Origin of the sequence: Priestia koreensis (genome assembly GCF_001274935.1) — a bacterium.
Taxonomy (GTDB): Bacteria; Bacillota; Bacilli; order Bacillales; family Bacillaceae_H; genus Bacillus_AG; species Bacillus_AG koreensis.
The window spans coordinates 104,373-129,777 of record NZ_LILC01000023.1 but is presented as its reverse complement, the minus strand read 5'-3'; the positions used below and the strand labels follow the sequence as shown (position 1 = coordinate 129,777).

General features: G+C 41.6%; 21 protein-coding genes. 19 read left to right on the top strand and 2 right to left on the bottom strand.

Annotated features, from left to right (window positions below; translation table 11 throughout):
* The first annotated feature begins 15 nt into the window (after window positions 1-15).
* From AMD01_RS16780 to AMD01_RS16765, 4 genes are all read left to right on the top strand, one after another.
* Window positions 16-414 (top strand): GntR family transcriptional regulator, encoded by a 399-nt coding sequence (locus AMD01_RS16780; protein ID WP_053402601.1) that lies wholly within the window; start codon window positions 16-18, stop codon window positions 412-414.
* A complete protein-coding gene (locus AMD01_RS16775) occupies window positions 398-1,297 on the top strand; it encodes an ABC transporter ATP-binding protein (RefSeq protein ID WP_053402600.1) in 900 nt (299 codons plus the stop codon). The genes AMD01_RS16780 and AMD01_RS16775 overlap by 17 nt, the downstream gene beginning before the upstream one ends.
* Window positions 1,272-3,269 carry a DUF6449 domain-containing protein gene (locus AMD01_RS16770; protein ID WP_053402599.1) on the top strand — a complete coding sequence of 666 codons (1,998 nt, stop codon included), beginning with the start codon at window positions 1,272-1,274 and terminating at the stop codon, window positions 3,267-3,269. Before AMD01_RS16775 ends, AMD01_RS16770 begins: the two co-directional genes overlap by 26 nt.
* 230 nt (window positions 3,270-3,499) lie before the next feature.
* A complete protein-coding gene (locus tag AMD01_RS16765) occupies window positions 3,500-5,011 on the top strand; it encodes a class I adenylate-forming enzyme family protein (RefSeq protein ID WP_053402598.1) in 1,512 nt (503 codons plus the stop codon).
* A 42-nt stretch (window positions 5,012-5,053) separates the two neighbouring features.
* On the opposite strand, the gene AMD01_RS16760 is transcribed toward AMD01_RS16765, so the two are convergent.
* Window positions 5,054-6,598 (bottom strand): RQC-minor-2 family DNA-binding protein, encoded by a 1,545-nt coding sequence (locus tag AMD01_RS16760; protein ID WP_053402597.1) that lies wholly within the window; start codon window positions 6,596-6,598, stop codon window positions 5,054-5,056.
* Between the two features lie 154 nt (window positions 6,599-6,752).
* On the opposite strand from AMD01_RS16760, the gene recQ reads away from it, so the two are divergent.
* From recQ to AMD01_RS16720, 8 genes are all read left to right on the top strand, one after another.
* Entirely contained in the window at window positions 6,753-8,885 is a 2,133-nt protein-coding gene (recQ, locus tag AMD01_RS16755) for a DNA helicase RecQ (RefSeq protein ID WP_053402596.1), read from the top strand.
* Window positions 8,886-8,954: 69 nt separating this feature from the next.
* Entirely contained in the window at window positions 8,955-9,161 is a 207-nt protein-coding gene (locus AMD01_RS16750; protein WP_053402595.1) for a cold-inducible protein YdjO-related protein, read from the top strand.
* A 963-nt stretch (window positions 9,162-10,124) separates the two neighbouring features.
* Window positions 10,125-10,961, top strand: coding sequence for a pyrroline-5-carboxylate reductase (gene proC / locus AMD01_RS16745; protein ID WP_053402594.1), 837 nt, complete (start codon window positions 10,125-10,127; stop codon window positions 10,959-10,961).
* 75 nt (window positions 10,962-11,036) lie between these two features.
* The gene (proB, locus tag AMD01_RS16740; RefSeq protein WP_053402593.1) at window positions 11,037-12,152 is read left to right on the top strand and encodes a glutamate 5-kinase; all 1,116 of its coding nucleotides are present in this window, start codon (window positions 11,037-11,039) and stop codon (window positions 12,150-12,152) included.
* Between the two features lie 66 nt (window positions 12,153-12,218).
* Window positions 12,219-13,481, top strand: a complete 1,263-nt coding sequence (locus AMD01_RS16735) for a glutamate-5-semialdehyde dehydrogenase (RefSeq protein WP_053402592.1) — start codon at window positions 12,219-12,221, stop codon at window positions 13,479-13,481.
* A gap of 244 nt (window positions 13,482-13,725) precedes the next feature.
* A complete protein-coding gene (locus AMD01_RS16730; protein ID WP_053402591.1) occupies window positions 13,726-14,172 on the top strand; it encodes a hypothetical protein in 447 nt (148 codons plus the stop codon).
* The gene (locus AMD01_RS16725; RefSeq protein WP_053402590.1) at window positions 14,160-14,459 is read left to right on the top strand and encodes a YxcD family protein; all 300 of its coding nucleotides are present in this window, start codon (window positions 14,160-14,162) and stop codon (window positions 14,457-14,459) included. Before AMD01_RS16730 ends, AMD01_RS16725 begins: the two co-directional genes overlap by 13 nt.
* A gap of 52 nt (window positions 14,460-14,511) precedes the next feature.
* Window positions 14,512-14,742 (top strand): DUF2164 domain-containing protein, encoded by a 231-nt coding sequence (locus tag AMD01_RS16720; protein WP_053402589.1) that lies wholly within the window; start codon window positions 14,512-14,514, stop codon window positions 14,740-14,742.
* 50 nt (window positions 14,743-14,792) lie between these two features.
* Here the strand turns inward: AMD01_RS16720 and AMD01_RS16715 are convergent, their stop codons facing one another.
* Window positions 14,793-15,584, bottom strand: coding sequence for a divergent polysaccharide deacetylase family protein (locus AMD01_RS16715; RefSeq protein ID WP_053402588.1), 792 nt, complete (start codon window positions 15,582-15,584; stop codon window positions 14,793-14,795).
* Window positions 15,585-15,742: 158 nt separating this feature from the next.
* Between AMD01_RS16715 and AMD01_RS16710 the strand changes: the two genes are divergently transcribed.
* The 7 genes from AMD01_RS16710 (at window position 15,743) to AMD01_RS16680 (ending at window position 25,333) form a co-directional block, all read left to right on the top strand.
* Complete coding sequence (locus tag AMD01_RS16710) at window positions 15,743-16,579, top strand: DUF1206 domain-containing protein (protein WP_053402587.1); 837 nt, start codon at window positions 15,743-15,745, stop codon at window positions 16,577-16,579.
* Between the two features lie 292 nt (window positions 16,580-16,871).
* Window positions 16,872-17,357 carry a hypothetical protein gene (locus tag AMD01_RS16705; protein ID WP_053402586.1) on the top strand — a complete coding sequence of 162 codons (486 nt, stop codon included), beginning with the start codon at window positions 16,872-16,874 and terminating at the stop codon, window positions 17,355-17,357.
* Between the two features lie 282 nt (window positions 17,358-17,639).
* Window positions 17,640-19,052, top strand: a complete 1,413-nt coding sequence (locus AMD01_RS16700; RefSeq protein ID WP_053402585.1) for an SWIM zinc finger family protein — start codon at window positions 17,640-17,642, stop codon at window positions 19,050-19,052.
* Window positions 19,053-19,066: 14 nt separating this feature from the next.
* Complete coding sequence (locus AMD01_RS16695) at window positions 19,067-20,857, top strand: HEAT repeat domain-containing protein (protein ID WP_053402584.1); 1,791 nt, start codon at window positions 19,067-19,069, stop codon at window positions 20,855-20,857.
* Window positions 20,854-21,939, top strand: a complete 1,086-nt coding sequence (locus AMD01_RS16690; protein WP_053402583.1) for an ATP-binding protein — start codon at window positions 20,854-20,856, stop codon at window positions 21,937-21,939. Before AMD01_RS16695 ends, AMD01_RS16690 begins: the two co-directional genes overlap by 4 nt.
* Entirely contained in the window at window positions 21,936-24,188 is a 2,253-nt protein-coding gene (locus AMD01_RS16685; protein WP_053402582.1) for a DUF5682 family protein, read from the top strand. The genes AMD01_RS16690 and AMD01_RS16685 overlap by 4 nt, the downstream gene beginning before the upstream one ends.
* 2 nt (window positions 24,189-24,190) lie before the next feature.
* Entirely contained in the window at window positions 24,191-25,333 is a 1,143-nt protein-coding gene (locus AMD01_RS16680; protein WP_053402869.1) for a VWA domain-containing protein, read from the top strand.
* The last annotated feature ends 72 nt before the right edge of the window (window positions 25,334-25,405 follow it).

The window sequence follows — 25,405 nt, the reverse complement described above, 5'->3', positions numbered from 1 at the left end:
GGAAGGAGGGCCACTATGTTTGAATTAGACTTACGTAGTCGCAAGCCCATCTATGAACAGCTTGTCGAGAAACTAAAAGAACTCATCATCCATGAAGTGTTTAAAGCTGATGCGCAATTACCTTCCGTACGGTTGCTGGCAAAAGAGCTAACCATCAATCCAAATACGATTCAAAAAGCGTATCGTGAGCTTGAACACCAGGGTTACATATACTCGGTCCCAGGAAAAGGGAGCTTTGTCGCTCCGCAGGCTATTACAACAAATAATGAGAAGGTGAAGAAGATGAAGAATGATCTAATTAAGCTCATTTCAGAAGCACTGTATCTAGGGATGAACCGGGAGGACATTCTCTCACTCATTGAAGCAGCAGAGGAAACGGTGCAAGGAGGTAATCCGAATGATCAAGGCAACTAATCTGCGAAAAGAATTTGAAGATATAGAAGCGGTAAAAAACGTTACGCTTCATGTAAAAAAAGGATCGATCTACGGATTGCTTGGATCAAACGGAGCGGGGAAAACGACGCTGTTAAAAATGCTTTGTGGCATCTACAAGCAGGATTCAGGAACGATTTCAGTGATGGATCAATCCGTTTTTGAAAACGTAGAGGTGAAACAAAAGCTGATTTTTATACCTGATGCACTGTACTTCTTCCCGCAGTCCACGATTAAACAAATGGGGCAGTTTTATAGAAGTGTGTACGCTGACTGGAACGAGGAGCGCTTTCAAAAGCTACGTTCGGTGTTCAACATCGATCTAAATAAAAAGGTCCACCGCCTATCAAAGGGTATGCAGCGTCAGGTGGCGTTTTGGTTAACGCTATCAGCGATGCCAGATATTCTTGTATTGGATGAACCGCTTGACGGACTTGATGCAGTGATGCGTAAAAAAATTAAAAATCTGCTTATTCAAGACGTTGCAGAACGTGAGATGACGATCTTGATTTCGTCTCATAATCTTCGTGAAGTAGAAGACCTGTGTGATCATGTTGGGATTTTACATAAAGGAGAGTTAATGATTGAGAAAGATCTTGATGATCTAAAATCAGATGTCCATAAAATTCAGGTAGCCTTCAAGCGCGATGTCCCAATGGGTCTTCTTGAAAAGCTGAACGTTTTATATGAGGAAAAACGAGGCAGCGTCATGCTGTTTATTGTGAGAGGAAAAGAAGACGCCGTGACAAGGCTTATTGACTCTTACAATCCAGTGATTTTTGATCTCCTTCCGCTCACATTAGAAGAAATCTTTATTTACGAAATGGGGGACGTTGGCTATGCGGTCGAAACTATTTTCGTTTAATCGCGGCATTTTTATACAAGATTTACGAAGCGTCGGATGGATTAGCATCGTTTATTTTCTGACGTTGCTCTTCACAGGGCCGCTCGATCTTTATAACATCATTACAGAAGAAAACTTTATAGAAGAAAAAAGCCAAAGCTTATTTGATTTATCAAGAGACATTTATACCATCGCTATTTTTACTGTACCTGTTCTTCTTGGACTACTATTATTCCGCTATATGCAAACAAAGCTCTCCGCTGATTATATTCATAGCTTGCCGATTAAGAGAGAAAGCTTATATAACCAGCGTATTATAACAGGGGTTGTTTTATTAATTCTTCCTGTCTTTTTAACGGGTATTGTGTTTTACGTAATAGGAGTAAACTACAAGCTTATGTATATTACCACGCCAGCCCATATATGGAGCTGGATCGGGCTTACCATTTTGTTTTTATTATTCGTATTTATGGCTACTGTTTTTGTCGGAATATTTACGGGAATCACGATGGTGCAAGGGGCCTTAACCTACATTCTGTTTTTGTTACCTGTAGGTATTACGAGCATTGTGGCGATTAACGCAGCTTCTCTTATTAAAGGAATTGCGCTTGATTACTACTTAGATGGCACGTTGACAAGAGATGCCCTTCCGTTTGCTCGAGTTGGATTACTTGGTCAAGGTACAGTCAGTCCAACCGTTCTAATTACGTATAGTAGTTTAGTGGTCATTTTTTACGTAATCGGTTTGATTGCCTATAAAAAGAGAGCAATCGAAATGAGTTCAAGAGCCATCTCGTTCCAATTTTTTCAGCCTGTCTTTAAATATGGCGTAATGGCGTGTTTTACGCTCCTTGGAGGTGCCTATTTTGGCCTTTCACAAAATAATAAACTAGGCTGGTTTTTATTTGGGTACGTAATTGGATCGATCGTCGGTTACGTAGTAGCGGAAGTCGTATTACAAAAAACGTGGCGCATTGGTTTCAGATGGAAAGGATATGTTGGGTTTGCAGTCGTTGCCGCACTGTTTTTTGCGATTATCTCACTGGACATTCTCGGAATTGAAAAGAAAGTACCAGACTTAAAAAATGTGAAGAAAGTATATGTAGGTGAAGATCTTTACACGCTAAAAGCAATAGACAACGGGGATGAGGCGATTGGTGATGATCGAAGTATGGTAGCTTACACAGATCCTACTATCTTAAAACACATTGAACAGTTGCACAAAAAGCTAATTAAAGAAGCTTCTCTCCAACGTGGTCATGGAGTTTTTGATACAATTGGGATTGCATATGAGTTGAAAGGTGGAGGGCGTATCGTTCGATTATACAACATTCCACGTCACCTATTTGATGAGGACATGAAGCCACTTGTGGACTCAAGGGAATATAAAGAGAAGATGTATCCTGTCTATGCATTAAGTGATAAAAGCATTTCAACGATTCGATCAATTGAGATTCAATCAAATCTAGTAGAAAAACGTCCCGTCTATATTACGGAACGAACGAAAATTGAAGAATTTGTTCACTTGCTTCAGGAAGAAATTCAAAAACAAAAAGCAACAGATGTCTTAACTGACAAGGTTGATTTGTCATCCATTAACATTTCTATAACAGATCGAAATCAACTACCGATGACGCTAGAAGTTTATTATAAGGAAATTGAAAAGTGGCTACAAAAAGAAGGGCTAGCAGATCAAGCTCTAACAACCGCAACTGACTTTGAATCAGCGACCATTCTGCCAAAATATGATCAAGATGTACGAGAGAGCTCATATAATATGTCAAGAGCAGAGTTCAATGAATATCTAGCGGAGCAGCCAAAAGTAAAAACGACTCGTGATGAAAAGCAAATTCAAAAATTGCTTGAGAATAGTGAGTATGATGTTTACGATGGTCGAGATTACCAAACGATTGTCTTCCTACCAAAAAAGGCTGGGCAAACGATTCAAGTTTACGATGTTCCAAAAGAATCTATGAAAAAGCTCATAAAATAGTAAAAAGAAGGCCTCCTTTTCGAGGTCTTCTTTTATTATAAGAACGAATGATGTTTTTGTGATAACGGTTTCTTTCACCTAAATTAAGGATAAAAAGAGAACACATTTTACCATTTTTATCATTTCAGAGTTTTTTGATTTGTTTTTAGGTGATAGCGGTTCTTACAATGGGTATATAAATAAAATCAACATTACAAAATTACAAAACAAACAGAAAGAAGATGAAAACAATGAGTATGATGCAAGAAATTCTAACAAAGCGTGCAGAGAAAACACCACACCTTGAGGCTTTGGTTGGGGGGACGACGCGTTATACGTTCAAGCAATACAATGAGCGCGTTAATCAAATGGCTCATTACTTAATGAGTCTTGGCGTTCAAAAAGGGAATATGGTTGGAATTTTGTGTAAAAACAATCATCCTGTTCCAACCATTATGATGGCGGCAATAAAAATTGGAGCTGTTCCTGTCCCGTTTAGCTGGCAGCTGACAGCTTTTGAACTAGAAGATTTACTTCAGACAGCGAAACCAACCGTTCTTTTTTATGATGAGGAGTTTGCTGATCATGTGAAGAATGCAAAAGAAAATCAGATTGTTCCGCACATGATTCAAGCAGAAAAAGGATTCCATACAACTGAGGCATATGAGCAAATTTTCGCAGAGCACTCAATGGAAGAGCCGTCTGTTTCACTAACAGGGGAAGAAACGGCGTTTATGCTGTTTACGTCAGGAACAACGGGGAATGCAAAAGGCTGCATGATCACGCACGATGGATTGGATGCTTATTTTAAAGAAGCCGCCAAACGTCCTGTCAAAGAGGGCGGTCGTTTCTTAGCGGTTCATCCACTGTTTCACATGAGTGGAATCTTAAATCTGTTTAATTCCATTACGTCTGGAATTACCATCATTTTTGAAATTGATTCCACACCGAAAACGATTTGGGATACGATTGAGCGCGAAGGAATTCATATGATGCTTGGATTCCCGTCCGTTTATACGTATATGCTTGAGGAACTCAAGGAAAGAGGAGGCAAACCTGAAACGTTTAAATATGCAGCAGCAGGTGGAACGAAGGTGCCAGCAAGCCTCATCTATGAATATGAAAAACAAGGCATTTTCATGATGGAAGGCTACGGAAGCACCGAGGCATGGGTCGTCAGCGCTTGGCGTCATGATATGGGTGAAAGCAAGGCAGATTCGGTTGGAAAAGCTGTTCCAGGCGTCCAAATTAAAATCGCGGATCCTGACACAGGGGAAACTCTCCCACAAGGTGAAGTAGGCGAAATTATGGTGAAGAGTCCTTACGTATTTAAAGGGTATTGGAATAACGAAGAAGCAACGGAGCAGGTTTTCACTGACGGATGGTTCCATATGGGCGATGCCGGAAAATTAGACAGTGACGGCTTCTTATACATTATGGGACGTTATAAAGACGTCATTGTGCGCGGTGGTGATAACGTGTATCCTATTCAGCTAGAAGAAATTATTCAGCATATGGATGGTGTATTAGAAGTAGCGGTAATTGGGATTCCGGATGACTTTTGGGGAGAGATTCCGCGTGCGTACGTCGTAAAAGATGCGAATAGCTCTCTTACTGAAAAGGACGTTATTGCGAATCTTCAATCACGCGTAGCGGACTACAAGGTACCCCAAGTGGAGTTTGTTCGTGAGCTTCCGAAAAACACGCTCGGAAAAATCGTGAAGCGTGAGTTAAAGGATCTTGTGTTAGGTGCTCTTCAATAGGAAGACGTAAAAAAGGCGTAGCCCAAAGGGTTACGCCTTTTTTTACATGTGATGAGACATATGTGAGTGAATGACATGGCCCTTTGGAGTGAGAGTGTAGCCTTGTCTTAATTTACTAATAACTTCCCACTTTTGAAGCGTTTCAAACATCGAATATAAATATTTTTCTTTTTGATGAGAAAGAGCTCCGTATCCCTTGTGCTGATCAAGCTTTCGTTGGCGAATATTATTCGTTGAATGCCCCGTTAAAAGCTGTGTGTAGAGCTGACCTGATACAGAGTCGCGTAAATCATGAATGAGCGAAAGCGTGTCGTATAATTGATGAGGCGTTAACGTGATTTTTCCTACATCTATTGAATGATTCAAGAGTCGACCTTGTAACAAATGAAGCTCATCCTCAAGCTGCTCTTTAAGAGTGGTGAGGGCATGAACCCATTCTGTTTGTTTCGCTATCTTTTTATAGGAAGATAGCTGGGATAAAATAGATACGTCCTCTATGTGAAAAGAGGAGAACCACTCAATGGTTTCTTCGTCCGTTGTGCGGGGGGCCTTGAGGTCCATGAGTACATGAATCCATGACAGCAGGCGAGGAATCTCAAGAGGTGACATACTCCACGTTTCAAGTTCTTTTTGTAAATTATTTATTTCGTTAATCACGGAGGCGTCCTGCTCGATCTGATCTTTCCAATGCTGAATGGAATGAAGCGATTGAATGAGTTCCGGATTTAATAACATTAACTCTTTTAATTGCTCGCTTGTCGTATAGAGACGTTTACTAGCGAGCTCAACATTTACTTCTTCTTTCAGCGTGACCGTCTGTGAAGGAACGTGGTACACTAAAATGGTCCCACCTGTAGTGTCTTTCACAACGATCTGCTTCTCTCTCGCTTCAAAGGATAACGTCACTTCTGAATAGGCATCAAGACCTTCATGAAACTCCTCTTTTGACCACATGCGAAACGGTCGCATAATAATCTCCACACGTTCTCGCCAATACGCTACTTTTTCAGGCTGCTTCATCGAGAAAAGTAGTGGAGAGACTGCCACACGTTCAATCGCTTCAATTCTCCTCTCATACTCATGGTATAGTTGGATGAACGGATGTTTATAAAAGGCTTCGTTCATGGAAGAAAGCCAATCTTCACGATTTTTTTGTGCGATCTGTGCACAAAACATGTAGTCTCTTATGACGTGATCAATGTGAGCCTGAAGCTGTTCTTTGCTTAACGTCGTAATATCCTGCTTATAGCATTGTTCCAAGTGGATAGGGACACCTGTTTGTGCGCTCTGTTCTTTCCATAAAAACGTATCAGGTTTCCATAAATGAGGAAAAATTTCTTCCTCTCTATTAATAGCTAGTGGAAAGCCACTATGCTGATTTTTAAACAAGAAAGTGGAGAGCTGTAGCTGGTCCGCATCGGAATAGGTGCTTAATGTTTGGGAGACGGCGTGATTAATGCGTGTTAACAGCCCTCTTGTATGCTTGTTTGCCAGTGAACGAATGGCTTTATTTTTTCTCCCAATCGGGATGAAGGTTAGGTAATCATAGTCGGTAAACTCAACGACAAGTTGTGATGGAATCGCCATATATACAGCTCCTTTCTACTATTAATATAGTGTACGATTTTTGCTAGAGAATATGAAAGTTTTAGTGTGCTGACGCTTATAAATTAATGTTATGATAGAAAAATGATGAACGATGGTACAGATATGCTGTATCAAATGTAGGAGGACATACTAAATGATGCAAGAAGCAACGCGCTATTTAAAAAGTTATTTCGGATATGATCAGTTTCGACAAGGACAAGAGGACATTATTCAAAATGTCTTAAACGGTCATCACACGGCAGGCATCATGCCTACTGGAGGCGGGAAATCACTTTGCTATCAAATTCCTGCTCTCGTCTTACCTGGAATAACGCTTGTGATTTCACCGCTTATTTCCTTAATGAAAGATCAAGTGGACGCTCTCGAGCAAGTAGGCATCCATGCGACGTATATTAATAGTACGTTAACGGCAAGTGAAGCAGATCGTCGCCTAGAGGAAGTAAGCACGGGAGAATGTCGCATTTTGTATATCGCACCTGAACGATTAGAGTCGCCTTTTTTCATGCAACAACTTGAAAACTTGCCTATTTCGCTTGTTGCAGTAGATGAAGCTCACTGTATATCGCAGTGGGGACACGATTTTCGACCAAGCTACTTGCGTATTCATCGCTTTGTAAAAGAGCTTTCGTCTCAACCAACAGTGTTAGCACTAACCGCAACGGCCACTCCACAAGTACAGGAAGATATTTGTGCGCAGCTGTCGATTCCACAAGAATCCACTTTTATTACCGGATTTGAACGCAGTAATTTATCCTTTAACGTTGTAAAAGGTCAAGATGCAGATGATTTTCTACAGCAGTACCTTAAAAAAAATCCAGGAGAATCGGGCATTATTTATGCAGCCACACGAAAAGACGTGGATGCATTATATGAACAATTAAATAAACGCGGAATTGAAACAGGTCGTTATCATGCGGGATTAAACGAAAAGGAGCGGTCAGAGCAGCAGGATCGCTTCTTACGAGACGATGTGACCATTATGGTCGCAACGAATGCATTCGGAATGGGAATTGATAAAAGTAACGTGCGCTTTGTCATTCATTATCAGCTTCCTAAAAACATGGAGAGCTACTACCAAGAAGCAGGGCGTGCAGGGCGGGATGGATTAGAAAGTGAATGTATATTGTTATATTCGCCTCAGGACGTCCAAGTACAGCGCTATTTAATTGATCAATCCATGAACGAGGAAAAGAAGAAGCAGGAGCTCCAAAAGCTTCATCAGATGCGCGATTATTGTCACACAGAAGGCTGTCTGCAAGCGTTTATCCTTCACTATTTTGGTGATCATAACGCAGTGGAATGCGGAAAATGCAGTAATTGCACAGATGATCGAGACTCAGTGGATGTGACAAAAGAAGCACAAATGGTGCTCTCTTGTATGATTCGTATGGGACAGCGATTTGGAAAAACGTTGATTGCGCAAGTGTTAACGGGTTCGAACAACAAAAAAGTTATTGATATGCGTTTTAATCAGCTTCCTACGTACGGAATTATGAAGGATAAAACGGCTAAAGAAGTCAGTGAATTTATTGACTTCCTTACTTCTGAACAAATTATCGGCATTTCGGGGGGGCAATATCCGGTTTTAATCGTCACGGAAAATGCGAAGAGCGTGCTTCAAGGGACGCATCCTGTTATGAGAAAAGAACAAGTCGAGGTCGTGCAAGTCGCGGTCGATGACGAGCTTTTTGAAAAGCTCCGTCAGCTTCGTAAAGCAATTGCGGATGAAGAAAACGTGCCTCCGTTTGTTATCTTCTCGGACCAAACGCTACAAGATATGTCGAGGAGACTGCCGCTCTCAAAAGAGGAGCTACTGATGGTAAAAGGGATCGGAGAACAAAAGAAAGATCGTTACGGAGATCGTTTCCTTCAAGTAGTAGAAGACTACAAGCGTGATCATCCTGACCGTGAGCCGATGATCGAGGAAGTGAAAGTAAAGAAAAAACCGAAGCGATCAAGTTCAAAGGAAGGGTCTCATTTAGTCACGTTTGAGTTGTATGAACAAGGGCGAACGATTGAAGAGATTGCCAAAAGCCGTGACCTTTCGCTTGTAACAGTCGAAAACCATTTATTGCGTGCGGCAGAAGACGGTAAAAGCATTGAGTGGGAGACGTTTTTTACACCTGAACAAGAAAACCAAGTGGAAGAAGCCATTCGTGAGGTAGGGGAAGGATTCCTGAAACCAATCAAAGAAGCCCTTCCAGATGACATTAGTTATTTTGTTATTAAAGCTATTTTGGCCAAGCGTCAGTTAATGAATCATTAGAATTTTCAAAAACCAGGAATAAAAGGTAAGGTCATGATGCATACTACTGTAAAAAAAGGAGACATGCTCATGTACTTTGCGAAAAAAGGAATCGAAGAACCAGCTCCAATTATTGAAAATACGGTTGTATACGCCTGTGAAGCAGACTCTTGTAACGGCTGGATGCGTGAGGAATTTGCGACGGTGGACAGAAGTTGTCCGTTATGCAACAGTGGGATGAAACAAGAAGTACGTGAGTTACCTCAAATTAAAGTTGAATATAACGCTTATTCATAAGAAAAGAGCCATGACAACTCATCGTCATGGCTTTCATTATTTATTCGTCTCTTTGAGAGAAAGAATGTTGCAGAAGAAAAAATCATGCTAAAAAAGTATTATTTTTCCTCTATTGAGCAAACTACTTACTGTAACAGGCACAACAATTTATTAAAACATCAATTAATAGAAAAGGTAGGTTTGGTCAATGGATATTATGAGAGATATTTGCTTCTTAACCGGAGTTGGATGCTTAGCCTTTTTCTACTATCAAATGTTTCGAAAAGAAAGTCGAAAAAAAGAAGAAAAAGAGTCATAAAAGGGTTGACTTATTAAATTAATTATCGTATGATTATGTACCTGTTGATAAATTACTGAGGAAATCTGCGGCACAGAGAGAAGGGATGCTCTCTGTTTTTCAAGATCGTAAGGAGATCAGCAGACAAAGGGGACCACATTCATTTTATTTTTCTCCCATGCGTTACTTTCATCTTCGTTTTGTTACTTCGCATAGAATGATTCCATTCATTTATCCATTTAACAGAAAGCTTAAATGACTTATGCAGTAAGGAAGCGATGCACAAGTCTGGTTCATACTGGCACGGCTTCGGAGCCGTAAGGACGAAAGAGAGGTAGGGCTTTCGTTGTGCTAGACACAATCGCTCCGGATACTGTACGTAATGAAAAGAAAAAGATTATAACTGAGGTCGGTCAAACAAGCGGTGAAATCGTCTAGATTTCACCGCTTGTTGCAATTTGTCGAGCATTTTTTTTATTTTTTCATGGAATACTTGGGTATCCCCTGTCGCTCTAAAGATTGTTGAACATTTTATTTTTCGGATGTTATCGCTTACAACAACTTGTCAGGAAGGACTTTCCTTGACATCATTTCTCCTCGTGTTAGTATTAAAGGCGTTGAAAAAACACGAACAGAAACACGAACAAATCATATGAGCACAAAGAAAATTATAGGGGAGCGATTTAATGTTAAACGAACAAAAAGTTGCATTTTTAGGCGCAGGATCGATGGCGGAAGCAATGATTTCCGGCATGGTTAGTGCAAAGAAATTATCTCCTCATCACATTATTGCAACAAACAAAAGCAATGAAGATCGATTAACAGAATTACGAGAGAAATACGGCATTACAGCTATTTCAAGAGATGAATTGGTGTACGAAGACGTAGATGTATTCATCTTAGCCATGAAACCGAAAGATGCAGATGCTGTTCTTGCTGATTTAAAAGATAAAATAAACCCTAATCAGTTGGTTATGTCTGTACTCGCGGGTATTTCAACAGAGTTTATGGAATTCCGCTTGCATGACAATCAGCCGATTATTCGCGTGATGCCGAACACTTCTAGCATGATGCAGGAATCTGCTACGGCTATTTCAACTGGTCAACATGTAGGAATGGATCATGTGCTAACAGCAAAAGAATTGCTGTCTTGCATCGGTGAAGTGTATGTGATTGAAGAAGAAAAAATGGACATTTTTACAGGGATTGCCGGAAGTGGCCCCGCGTATTTTTACTATTTGATGGAGCACATTGAAAAAGCGGCTGCTGAAGAAGGTATGCCACCAGAGCTTGCTCGTCAAATTGGAGCTCAGACGATTCTCGGTGCAGCTAAAATGATCATGAATCGTGATGAAACTCCCTCAGAGCTACGTGAGAACGTGACGTCACCGAACGGAACAACAGCAGCAGGACTAGATGCGCTAGCTGAAAATGGTGGTGGAAGGGCGATTATGGCTGCAGTAAAAGGAGCCTCTTCTCGTTCAAAAGAAATTAGTAAGCAATTAGAAAAAGTTCATGCATAAGGGTTTTAACCCTTGTGCACATGGGTAAAATGGTAAGTTGAATAATCGAAATATTGAAAAAACAGGAGTGATTAGATGGCCCCCGACACCATGAGAAAGCGGGTTGTAATTAAGATTGGAAGTAGTTCACTAACGAGTATGCACGGTGAAATTAGCCGAAAGAAGTTAGAGCGACTTGTCGATGAAGTTGTTCATTTAAAAGATGACGGACACGAAGTTTTACTTGTTTCATCTGGAGCAGTAGCAGCAGGATATCGGAAGTTAGGATGTCTGGAGCGACCAAGCTCCCTTCCAGAAAAACAAGCTGCAGCTTCCATTGGTCAAGGATTGCTAGTTGAGGCATATTCAGAGCTATTCCTTTCACATGGTTACGTAGCTTCTCAAATTTTAATTACGAGAGATGATTTTTCAGATGAGAAGCGCTACAACAATGTTCGTAATACGATCAATGTCTTGCTAGAACGAGGAATTGTACCTATTATTAACGAAAATGATACCGTCACGATCGACCGTCTTAAATTTGGAGACAACGACACGCTGTCTGCAAAGGTCGCTGGATTAGTGAACGCGAATCAGCTCGTCATCCTATCAGACATTGATGGTCTTTATGATGATAACCCCCATACAAATCCGCATGCAAAACTGCTCGAAAACGTTGAAGAAATCACACCAGAAATTGAAGCAGGTGCAGGTGACTCAGCAAGTGCTGTTGGGACAGGTGGAATGCGCTCGAAGCTTGATGCTTTTAAAATCACGATGGCGTCCGGTATTCCCGCCTTTTTAGGGAAAGCTGGAATCACCAACATTATCTATGACTCCATTCATAGCAAGGCAAAAGGAACGTACTTTACACCAACCGACGATAGCGCAAACCTAGACCAGAAGAAGCAATGGATTGCCTTTAACTCAGGTCCAGAGGGCGAGATCGTGGTTAGCAATTTTGCCAAAGACGGAATGATTGAGCATAGCAAGTGTCTTCATTCAGATGGAGTCGAGCATGTAATGGGCTACTTTCAGCGCGGATCGGTCGTTCGTTTATTAGACGCAGACGAACAGGAAATCGGACTTGGAATCGTGAACTATTCATCAGAGGAAATAAAAGCCTCTAACAGCGGTGAGGAGCTTCAGCGGATTATTGAAAAGGATGGTTTCGTCTGTCATTTAGAAATTGCCATCCCAGTTGGCGTATAAACATAAGCAACAGATAAGTAAATGTTTTTATTGAAGAACGGTTGAAATCAAACAGGAGGTTATTCGATGTTGACAAAGAATGTCAAACAAATGGTAGAAGACCAAGCAGTAGCAGCAAAAAAAGCGGCAAAGGTATTGGGTATGTTAACGACGGAAGAAAAGAATGACGTGCTTCTGACGCTAGCAGATGCGCTTGAGGATCGCTATCAGGATATTTTAAACGCCAATGAAGTTGATTTAGAGAACGGACGTAAAAATGGCTTTGAAGAAGCGTTTATGGATCGTCTGGCATTGTCTAAGGAGCGTGTCTATGACTTCGCGAAAGGATTACGTGAGGTAGCTCAATTAAAAGATCCGGTCGGGGACGTACTTTCTGATTGGACGCTTGAAAACGGCCTTCACGTATCTGAAGTACGTGTACCGCTCGGTGTAATTGGGATGATTTATGAAGCACGTCCGAACGTGACGGTAGATGCAACCGGACTCGCGCTAAAATCAGGAAACGCCATTATTTTAAAAGGTGGATCTTCTGCGATTTCATCAAATAAAGCAATTGTTGATGTGATGCATGAGGCACTAGAGAAAACCATCATTCCAAAAGAAGCGGTTCAGTTCATTGAAAGCACCGATCGTGCAGCAACGGAAGCTCTGTTTACGATGAAGGAACACGTAGACGTATTAATTCCGCGCGGTGGTGGTGCGCTTATTAATGCCGTTGTGAATAATGCGACGGTTCCTGTATTAGAAACCGGGGTAGGAAACTGTCACTTGTATGTGGATGCAGACGCTGACGTGCAAAAAGCACTTGCTATTCTTGTGAATGCGAAAACAGATCGACCAGCGGTTTGTAACGCGGCGGAAACGCTTCTCGTTCACCAGAAGTGGTTTGAGCAGCATAAACAAGAGCTCATTCGAACGTTAAACGAGCATAACATTGGCGTTCACGGTGATGAAACGGTTGTGGAGGCTATTCCTGGAGCGATGCTTGCGACAGAAACCGATTGGGCAGAGGAATATTTAAGTCTCGATATTGCAATTAAAGTAGTAAGCGACGAAAACGAGGCGATTGATCATATTGATCAATACGGTACAAAGCATTCAGAAGCAATTATTACCGAAAATAAGCAAACGGCACAAAAATTCATGTCACTTGTTGATGCAGCAGCCGTTTATCACAATGCATCTACGCGCTTTACAGACGGTGGTGCGCTAGGGTTTGGAGCAGAAATTGGGATTTCAACTCAGAAACTTCATGCACGTGGCCCAATGGGATTACCTGCGCTTACGACGATCAAGTATTTAATGAGCGGTAATGGACAAATTCGATAAAATGATTGTTAAAGAAGCGAACTGCCCGTGCGGTTCGCTTCTTTCATGCGTATTGCTGTTTTTGAGGGCTAAAAAAGGGTAAACTAGACGCAAAGGCTTATGTTTCAACGGCATAGCAGCTCTTTTTGAAACAAACAAAAGAAAAAATATTTTTTTGAAACCTTTTCGGAAGTCGTCCGTATAAAAAGGTAGGAAAAATATTAGAAACATCGATGGTAGTCCCATCAAGGAGGAAAAGAGATTAATGTTAAAAAAATTCATGGCTGTTTTAATTAGTGCAACCTTTTTGTTCGCCGTCACACCAGTAGGGTCGTTCATTACGCCTCACGAAGATCATGTAGCAAGTGCAAAAGGCTACAAATCAGGAAAACGTTCGTTCGGAGGTAACAGTAGTAACAACGGACCATCACTGTTCAAAAAGTCTACACCTTCTAAAAAGAACAACTCGGTAACAAATAAGAGTGCTGCAACAAAATCTAAAACAGGCGGATTTATGAGAGGGATGCTGTTTGGCGGAATCGCTGGTCTACTACTAGGCGGCTTGCTTGGTAACATGGGTGGATTTGGTGCATTCTTAGGCCTAATGCTTAATATCCTTGCAATCGTCGTTGTAATTAGCATTATTCGTGGGATCTTCACGTATTTCCGCAACAAGCGTAAAGAAGAGGAAGCTCGTTCATGGAGACGATAAAAATATCTGAGCAAGAAATCGTGGATGCCATTTGTCTTCACGCTGCTCACAAGCGTGAGGTTTCTCCACATGACGTTGAAGTGGAACTGATGTATGATGACGACTACGGCTTTTCCGCTGAAATGTACATCAACGATCGTAAAATTGTCTTAATCACGGCGAATATGATTGAAGCGCTCCGTTTTTGGCTTGATACAGAGCAGGGCGTAGATCCATTTTCAGCAGGATTAGACTTACAATTAGATGATGAAGAAGGAATTGTAGCTTACGCAAAAGTAAACCGCTAATATAAAAGACGAGGAAAACGATCCTCGTCTTTATTTATGGGGAGGAAAGAAGATGACGAAGAAATTTGAATTGTCTCCGCAACAAGAAGCAGAGATGATTGCTAGTATTAAGGCGTATTTTCTAGAGGAGCGCGATGAAGAACTAGGTGATTTAGCAGCGCGACTTATCCTTGATTTTATTAGCAACAAGCTAGCTCCTCACTTTTATAATAAGGGAGTAGCGGATGCGCATCAGTATTTAAGTGAGCGATTAGAGGATGTTTTTGAAATTCAACGCTATTAATAAGAAGGGCTTCACGCAACGGTGTGAAGCCCTTCTTATTGAGAATATGGTTAAGGAAGAGGTCTTTTAAGCATGTTGTATTCTGGTATCAAACTTGATAATGGAACCATTTCTGCTTTATGCTCCTTAAACACAGGAATATATCTTTTTAAGACACTTGCTACGGTTGGACCCGTAATTCCTACATGACCAATCGCAATTACTTGCTGATCATAATCCAATCGTTGAGCAATTGTATTCGCTTTTCGAACGATGTGCTCGGCTGTGAAAATATCATCTAAAAACAATTCGTTTTCTAAATAAGGAACGCCGATCTCCTTTGCAAGCTTAGGGATGACGCTTTTTCCCGTTGTTCGACTATCAAGGTAAAACAACCCATGGCGCTTACATGCTTCTAACACAATACGCATCACCCGTTCATCTGCGGTTGCTTTGGAACCCATGTGCTGATTCATTCCTACTGCATGCGGAACCGTCTCAATGGCTTTTTCAACTCGGCGCTTAATTTCCTTATCGCTTAAGTCAGTTGTAATCGCTCCAGGGCCAAGCCAGCTCTTTTTCCCCTTCACAGGTTCCATTGGGAGATGAATGATTACTTCATGTCCATACTGATGTGCTTTGTTGGCATCTTGCGCCGTTGTAGCTAAAAAGGGCATAATGGCAACGGTAAGGGTCGTAGGCAATTTTAACATCTCATCTGTTCCACGCATATTGTTGCCAAAGTCATCAATGACCAGCGTCAAGGTTTTTGTTGGTTCGTTAGCTGTTGTTGCGCCGTAAACACACGTCGTACCGCTCGCTAATATCACTGATAGAAAAAGCGTAATCAACCCTTTCTTCATGAAAAATCCTCCTTTGTCCAATTGTCTTATTTATCCGTAGCATGTCCAAAGTAGGGCGGAAACATTTTCAAACCACACATTTGAATTGAAAAAGTTTTAAATGTGTAAAAAGGGGAATTTTATGTGTAGTTGACTTAAACATGAAATGGAGAAAGCAGATGAAGCCTAGAACAAAGCAGCAAGCGAAAAAAACAAAAGAAGACGTCAAGCCCTGGGTAGCAAAGTTTGGTCGTTTTGGCATTATGACAAGAGGGGCTGTATACATATTAGTTGGAATTGTTACCTTAATGGCTGCTCTTGGAATAGGAGGCAGTACGAAAGGAGCGCAAGGAGCATTCTCCTCTGTGGCGAGTGTGCCGTTCGGTGAAGTGCTTCTATGGGTTATCGGCGTTGGGCTTATTTGCTATATTATATGGCGCATTCTTGAATTCTTTACAGACCCCGAAAATCAAGGTGAAGATGTAAAAGGGTGGCTGAGCCGTACCGGATATATTATTAGTGGACTTATTCATATTGGTTTTGCCAGCAAAGCATTTATGATCGCTAATCACGCCGGAAAGTCGGGAGACGCCAAAGAAAAATGGACCGCTAAAGTATTGTCAGAGCCGTTTGGTCAATGGATGATTGGTCTACTTGGTGTCATTATTATCGGTGTAGGTATTCACGAGCTGTACGTAGCATATACAGAAAAATTTGTGAAGCGCTTTAATATTGCGAAGATGAATCCAAAGGAGATTCGCATTGGAAAGCTAACAGGAAAAATAGGCATAAGCGCAAGAGGAATCGTTATTTGTATTATCGGCTACTTTTTAATCATCACGGCCATTACACTAGACACGGACAAAGCAATGGGGATCGACGAAGCCATTGGGAAGCTTGCAAGTGAACCATACGGTCAGTGGATGCTTGTAGCTGTGGCGATTGGGCTGTTCCTGTACGGAATTTTTGAAGTGATTAAAGGCAGAAATCAGCACATGGGGTTGAAGGATTTTTAATGTAAAATGCCAGCAGCCCTTTTGCAAAAATACAACAATGAAACGAGTGAATGAAAGGTTCAAATCAACTATGATTTGAACCTTTTTTGACTTTTTCTTCATCGACTACCATCGGAATATGTAGAATCATAATTATTAGATGCCTTCCATAATCGGTATAAGCCATCACCGTGCATTTTGTTTAAATGGTATTTTATTACAAAAATATAGGTGCAGATGCTATAATTTTTAAAAAGGAAATGGCCATCGTTGTCGGAAACTTTTGTTTTATAAATAAGAGGGGGAGATTGAGTTGAAGTTTAAATTTATCTCAATTCTATTTGTATTAGCCACTTTTCTTGTTGCTTGTAACATGGGAGAGGATCCAAAGGACCACTTAGGAGAAATATACACGGTGGTACTGGACTCCATTATGAAAGAAGACAAATCGTTAAACAGTGATATGGAATTTATAGCGATTGATATGAGTAGTTTTAATGAGGTAAATGGAGATGATAAGAAGGTGATTTTAAGCTATTTTCGAGATAAATATAACGTTGACGTCATGAATGCGACAATGGATAAACTAAAAGACCAGGGATACTACAATCAGGATACAATGTCATTGGACGGTGTGCTTCTTAAAATAGAGAAGATTGAGGTTAAATTTAATAACAGCGTATTAATCCAAGCCTCTAAGTTTAGATCAGGAAAAGGTGCAATCGGTGTTGAAAGCAAAGTTCATTATAAAGATGGAAAGTGGAAAATAAAAGAGTCTAACGAAATATGGGCAAGTTGATTTACGTCTAAATTTCTATATCAAGCGGTAAGCAAAAGAGGTGTATAGCGCATCTCTTTTTCGGTGTGCTTTCTTGCTGAAGAGAGCTCAGCGCTACAAGATAGTATTCATAATGGAGAAATTTCTAATGGTTAATTTTACCTCAATAAAAAGAACGTTTGTTCCTGTTTTGTGTGGTATAATTTAAATGAAATGGAAAAGATTTATTTTTTTGTTTGAAATACGTTTCGAACGAGAAAGGGATTCTTATATAAAACTGGAAGTGAAAGAGAGGAGAAAAAGATGAAATCGTTAACAGAAGCTTATATTAATTCACTTGCTCCAAATGCAAATGCGATTAAAAACGGCTGGGGACTAGTAAAAAAAGGGAAGTTCCAAAAGCTTGCCCAAACAAGCGATGAGACGCTTTTGTTTGGAGAGTGTGCAGGAAGTGGGAAAACCCCTTATTATACGTCTGCTGACTTTATGAATGAAGAAAGCCCTGTTTTTCGGTGCACGTGTCCGAGTCGCCAATTTCCTTGCAAGCATTCGCTAGGATTACTTTATTCGTTTCTTGAAAAAGGGCCATTCCCAGAAGAAGACCCCCCACAAGATGTGATTGAAAAACGGGCGAAGATTGAAAAGAGAAACGAAACGAAAAAAGAAAAAGCAACCACACCGCGCAAAATAAATAAATCAGCACTTAAAAAGAAATTAGAGGCACAGCAAAAGGGCCTTGATATTCTTGACGTTCTGATACAGCGTATCACTCGGTCTGGTATTGCAGCAGTTGATGTAAAGCTTCTAAAGGAAATCGAACAAACCGCGAAAGAACTTGGAAACTACTATTTAAAAGAACTTCAGCAAACACTGCGAGAGTTTACATACATATGGAAAGAAAAAGTAGACGAGCAAACCTTATATAACGAAGCATTTTCACAGCTTACGTCTCTTTATACAGTTTGTAAAAAGGGGAAAAAGCACTTATCCGAGCGCTTACAAAGAGAAGATTTGCATCCAGATACAACTACCTCTATTGAGGAAAAGTTAGGTCACGCATGGCAATTGAGTGAGCTTCGTGAGTGTAGCCGCACCGAACGTGATGCAGAGCTACTTCAACTTTCATTTTCATGTCGGCTTCAGCCAGCTCGGAAGGAATACATAGATGAGGGCATATGGGTGTCGCTGAACGAAAAACAGCTTTATTACACAAAAAATTATCGACCTGTTCGCGCAGCGAAAATGATGAAAGCGGAAGATAGCATCTCAGCGGTTTTACAAACAAATGAGCTAGTCATTTATCCGGGGGAAGGAAACCTTCGTGTCCGCTTTGATGACTATCAGCTTCGTGAAGTAAAAAAAGACGACTGGAATAAACTTGAGCTTATGGCTGAAACCGACTTTGCGATGGTCATTAAAAAGGTCAAGCAGCAGCTAAAAGACCCACTTCATAACAAACACCCGCTTTCGTTGCTTCATTACAAGCAAATGGGAGTCGTAAATGGAACATGGAATATTGAGGATGAAAACGGTCAACGTATTACGCTGTCACATGGAGAACATGCTTCACTGAATACTCTTTCGCTGCTTCAGTCCACGCTCAGAGAAAACGGCATGATGCTTGTTCAGTTTCAACACGACCTTGCGACAGGGAAGTTAACTGCACAGCCGCTTAGTCTAATCCGTAACGAAAAACTCATTCGTTTAGCTATTTAAAGGGAGGATTTGTTATGATACCTGTTTTACATGAATTATATGAAGAAACGAAGCGATTAGCTGTGGCGGGAAGTGATTTGGCTGCAGGAGATCCTAAGTTACACAAAATTGCTGCTGTCCTCACGAAGATGGGTGAGAAGGCTCCAGTGTTTAAGCAGCTAGCTCAAATGACAGAGTTGCTTGCGAACGATCGCGAAGAAAGTGCGGAGCGCCTTTTATCACTCTCTTCGCTTCTGCATTCGGTTTTATATACGCAAGGAACGACTGGAGATGAAGGTGAATGGGAAGACCGATCAGACGAGGTAACGATAGAAGCTGACACGTCGTTTTCATATCGTACAATTGAACCGCTTCTTGAAGCACTCACGTCAAAAGGATCTGGACGTTTACAGGTCATTGAACAGGCGTTTCAAGCGAACGCTTATCACGATTTACGTCTTGTTCAGCCGCTTCTTCAAGCTTTGGATGATTCATACCCAGATATTGCTGACTTTGTTGCTCATCATATGCTCCCTTCGCTAGGAGAAGCTATTACTCCATTTCTTTTAGGTGACTACGATCTAAAAGGAAAGCGATCAGACGCAAGGCGATTAGAAGTTCTTGGGGAAATACTTCGTGAAAAAGGATTAGAGTTATATCGTGAGGCTCTAAGCGAAGGCTCTTTCCAAGTAAAGATCGCAGCTACCTCCATTTTAGCCGATTATCCAGACGAAGAAGATGCGATTATGGAAGAAACGAAGGCGAAAAAATTAGAAGTGCGTCAAGCGGCGTATGAAGCGCTAGTAAAGAGTAGCAGTGAAAAAGCTGCAAAGGTCATTTTAGAAGGCTTATCTTCACAAGATAACGATTGGCTTATCTATACCGTCGCACGTAGTAAATCTCCAACATTAAACGAGGGATTGTTTCGTTTAGTAAAGGAAGCGTACGAAACATACAAAGAGGGAGAAACGAAAGAATCAAAGCGTCATCTCAGTCTTCTTTTGTATGGATTAAAAGGAAAAGAACAGGAGAACATGAGAGATTTACTTCAAGAGATTGCTGCGGACGAGCAGGTTCCTAGTGGGATAGCAAGAGATGCTGTAACGATGCTACTAGAGTTGAAAGACGAAAAAAATCTCCTGTTTGTTGAGCAGATCTGTGCGAACAAGCAACGTTCTACGCTCGTGGACCTTTCATTTCAAGCATCTCTACAGTTAGGGCGTACAAAAGAAGACGTGTTTGATCGCTATCAGTACTATGTGAAGAAGACGAGAAGAGATCCGGTTGGAAAAGTAATATTAGAAGAATTAGATGAACGTATTGATTTTGTGCCCGCTTTAAAGGAATGGGAGCCCATCTATCGCTACTATTATATGGAAAACAATGAACGGAACAGCGGTTTAGAATGGGATCAGCGATGGTTATCTCTTTTTCAGTCGCTTGATGAAGAACAGCTTGTTTATCGTCTAAGCCGATCGGTCGAAGAAGAAGGTCATCTCCAATACTTGCTTGCAAAGGTAAAGAAAAATCCGTATTTTTCGAGTCAAAGAGGCGTGAGTGTCATCCTTTCTCTTATTCAGTCAAACTATGAACATACATTTGATGTAATGAAGGATATGCTCATAAAAACAGATCGATATGCTGACTCTGTGAAATTTCATATCTCATCCATTGTTCACAATTTGGAGCTATTCGCTCAGCTGTCCCCGTCGTACGCAGGTGAATTAGAAAAAGTCGTGCAAGAAGAAATGAAGCATCCGAAATTAAAAGATAAAATGCTAGAGGTTGTGTATGAAATGAAGAAAAGAGAGGGAGTTCAAGTATGAGTGAAGCACTGCGCCTTTCGGCAGAGGAGTTATACGAGCAGGAACTAAAACAATTAAAACAAGCAGATAGCGGCGTTCGACCCCCGGGGTGGCAAATGTCTCCTCGATCTGTCAAAACCTTTATTACTGGAGGCGTTTGTGATGGTCATGTCATTACGCCAAAATACATTGGAAACGAGCGCATCGTTGAAATGGCAATTGCGACCCTGTTAACTGATCGTGCGCTGTTACTCATCGGTGAACCGGGTACGGCAAAATCCACGCTGTCTGAGCTACTGGCAACGGCCATTCACGGAGATTCAAGGAAAATCATTCAAGGAACGGCAGGAACGACAGAGGAACAAGTTCGCTACGCCTGGAACTACGCGCTACTTCTAGCGAACGGTCCGACAAAGGAAGCACTCGTAAAAAGTCCCATTTACCGGGCGATGGAAGAAGGAAGCATTGCGCGTTTTGAAGAGATTTCACGCTGTTCCTCTGAGGTGCAAGATGCGCTAATTTCCATTCTGTCAGAAAAAAGCTTAACGATCCCTGAGCTTGGTACAGAGCTATCTGCTTCTCAAGGGTTCTCGATTATTGCCACGGCAAACACAAAGGATCGAGGCGTCAATACAATGTCAGCGGCGCTGAAAAGACGATTTAACATTCTTGTTTTGCCTGCTCCACAAGATTTAGAAACAGAAATGAACATTGTGCGAAAGCGGGTTCAGGAACTATCTACTCAATTTCAGCTGCAAGCAGATCTTCCAAGTGATGAAGCGATTGAACGCATCGTGACTATTTTTCGTGAGCTTCGAAGCGGAAGAACATTGGATCAAAAAGAAAAGCTTAAGCCACCAAGCGGTACAATCTCAACGGCAGAAGCAATCTCTCTTTTAACGAACAGTATGGCGCTTGCGTCTAGCTTCGGGAGCGGGCAAATTGGCTATGAAGATCTAGCAGCTGGTCTTCAAGGAGCGATCGTAAAAGATGAAGAAAAAGATAAGATCGTATGGAAAGAATACATTGAGAACGTGATGAAGAAAAAAGGAAGCGAGTGGCGTGGTCTTTATCAAGCTTGTAAAGAGCTGAACGAGAAATGATGCCACATATTTTTGGAATACGTCATCTGTCGCCGGCATCTGCTCATCATGTGTTGCATTATTTAAATGAGATCAAGCCAACAGCTGTGCTCATTGAAGGTCCTTCAGATGCGACACATCTCATTCCGGAAATCGTTCACCCAAAAACAAAGCCGCCTATTGCCATTATGGCGTATACGCAAGAAGTTCCCATTCAGACCATACTTTACCCCTTTGCACACTATTCAGCGGAGTACCAGGCAATGAAATGGGCTGTTGAGGAAGGTGTGCACGTTGAGTTCATAGATCTTCCTACTGACGTAACAATTGCACTCGATAAAGGGAAACCGTCTGCTACAGAGCGGGAGATAAAAGAATCTGTGTTTGATCAATTAGCTACACTAGCAGATGAACATGATTATGAATCTTTTTGGGAGCGCTCCTTTGAACACGTAGTCGATTCCTCTCAATTTGTAGACTCGATTCATTTGCTCTCTACTCATCTACGAGAATTAGTGGGGAAGGAAGATTCATCATTTGAACAAGGCGTCACGCATATTCGTGAGTCGTTCATGAAAAAACAAATTAACCGTGTCTTAAAGGAAGGACATTCACCAGAACGAGTGGTTGTCGTAACAGGTTCTTTTCATGTTGATGCGCTAAAAGAGGAATATAAAGAAGAGTCACTTTCGGTACCTGATACAGCTAAAACAAACGTGACGTTAATGCCCTATACGAATTATCGCTTGTCCAGTTACTCGGGATACGGTGCAGGGAACGCAGCGCCCGCCTATTTTCATCACATGTGGACGTACATGCAAGAAAATGATCGAACAAAACTTCCGATTTATTATTTATCGTCCATCGCAAATGCACTGAGACAAAGCGGAACCTTCCGTTCTGCGGCAGAGGTAATTGAGGGGGTTCGCCTTGCCTATGCGCTCTCATCCTTTCGCTCTGAGCCGTCTCCAACACTGAAGGATTTACGTGATGCGGCTACTGTGACAATGGGACAAGGAGACTTTTCGGTGATTGCAGATGCGTGCGCAACAATAGAGATAGGTAATATGGTTGGTTCACTTCCTGATGGGGTTAGTCAAACATCGATCCAAGAAGATTTTTCGAGGCAGCTAAAGCGATTGAAGCTTGAAAAGTATCGATCAACAACTGCACAGGTGATGGAGCTCGACATACGAGAAAATCGCCGGGCGAAAAAACGCGAAACGGCTTTTTTAGATCTTGAGCGATCGTTCTTTTTTCATCGTCTTCAGCTTTTAAATATCGAATTTGCCAAGCCCGTTATGCGTGCACAAGACGATGCCACGTGGGCAGAGAATTGGGAGATAAAATGGACGCCGACCGTTGAAATAGAGCTAATTGAAGCAATTCTTCAAGGAGAAACGATTGAACTAGCGACAGCGTTTGTATTCAAAGAACGTTTGAAATCTTGTGACGGCGTAGCGGCAGCGGCCGAAATGGTACGTCTTGCTTATCAGTGTGGAATGCCGCATGTGCTAAAAGAAGCACGTGGTGTTCTTCAAGAGTTAGCAACAGATACGGGAAATTTCGTTGATACGTCACAGGCCATTCGTGATATTGGTTATGTCATACGCTACGGAGATATTCGTCAAACCGACATTTCTCCACTATATCCGATTATGACGCAGCTATTTCTTCATGCCACACTGTTACTTGTGCCATCTTCAGCGTGTAACAATGAGTTTGCGCATGAAATGATGGGCGCGATTCAAAGCGTTCATATGATTGCGCTTGAGCAGTTTGAATCGGTTGACGATGAGTTGTGGCATCAAAAGCTAGAAAAAGTGGCAGAGCAAGATAATTTAAATGCATTGCTTTCTGGCTATGCATGCGCCATTTTGATTGAACGAAATCGGTTAACGGCTGACTGGCTGTCACATGAGGTGTCAAGGAGGCTCTCACCCGGCATCCCAGTTGATCTTGGTACGGGGTGGTTTGAAGGACTTTGCATGCGAAACAAATATGCTCTGTTATCACGGACTTTTATATGGGAAGAGATGGATCACTATATTTCATCGCTCGATGAGGATGAATTTCGAAGAGCTATTGTATTCCTACGCCGAGCGTTTATGTTATTTTCAACATCAGATCGAAGCAAAATCGCAGAAATACTCGGTAGTCTTTGGGGAACCGATGAATTACAAACGGCTGAGCACCTTGCTTCACCGTTATCAGAAGAAGAAGAATCAATGCTTGATGATTTAAATGACTTTGACTTTGGAGACTTTTAATGATGAGTGAACAAATGAAGAAATGGCGGTTAATTTTAGGCGAAGCAGCAGAGCGTACGTTTAACGAACAAGGATTTACAGCTTCTTCTCTTTCGGTAGAAGAGCGACTGATGGACGAGGCGCTTCACGCTCTTTATGAAGGTGATCAACAGCTTGGACGATCGATTAAACTGTCAAAATGGCTTGGAGATGTGCGAACATTATTTCCGTCTGACATTGTCTCAGTCATTCAGCAGGATGCGATTGAAAAAAGAGGTCTCACACAGCTTCTGTTCGAACCTGAAACGCTAAAGAGCGTGACACCAAGCATCGAAATGGTCGCTACGCTTATGGCGCTAAAGGGACATATTCCCGAGCAAACAAAGGAAACGGCGCGTGAACTGATCGCAACGGTCGTTGAAGAAATAAAGAGTCGGTTAGAAAATGACATCCAGCAAGCGGTAAAAGGCGTTCTAAACCGTAAGCAGCGTACGCCTCTCGGCAGCGGTGCGCAAAGTATTGACTGGAAATATACGATTCAGCGCAATTTAAAAAACTATGACCGTGAACGAAAGGTTGTTATACCAGAACGTTTTTATTTTTATGAGCGGGAGCGGAAATCGACGAATTGGACCATTATTCTTGATATTGATCAAAGTGGATCAATGGCAGATTCCGTTATTTACGCTTCTATTATTGGCTCTATTTTTGCCAGCCTTCCAGCTCTCAATACGCACGTCATCGCGTTTGATACAGAAGTAGTTGACCTTACGGAACAATGTCAGGATGATCCTGTGGACATGCTGTTTGGGATTCAGCTGGGCGGTGGAACAGATATTAATCGTTCACTTGGCTACTGTAAGCCATTAATTGAAAATCCGGATAAAACCATTTTTATTTTGATTTCGGATTTATATGAGAATGGAAACGAAGCTGCCATGATGCGGAAAATGAAAGAGCTGAAAGAAGACGGTGTTAAGGTGATTTCTCTTCTTGCGCTTTCAGATGACGGAGTACCCTCTTACGATGAACGAAACGCGCGAAGACTCGCAAGTATGGGCATTCCTTGTTTTGGCTGTAGTCCACAGCTTCTCCCGGAATTGATTGAGCAAGCGCTAAAGGGAGAGGACTTATCGCAATGGAAATCGACAAATAACCACAAATAATACGAAAACCCTTTCAAAAAAGAAAGGGTTTTGGCTTTTTATAGGGAAATAAGTAAGAGACACAGAGGAGGA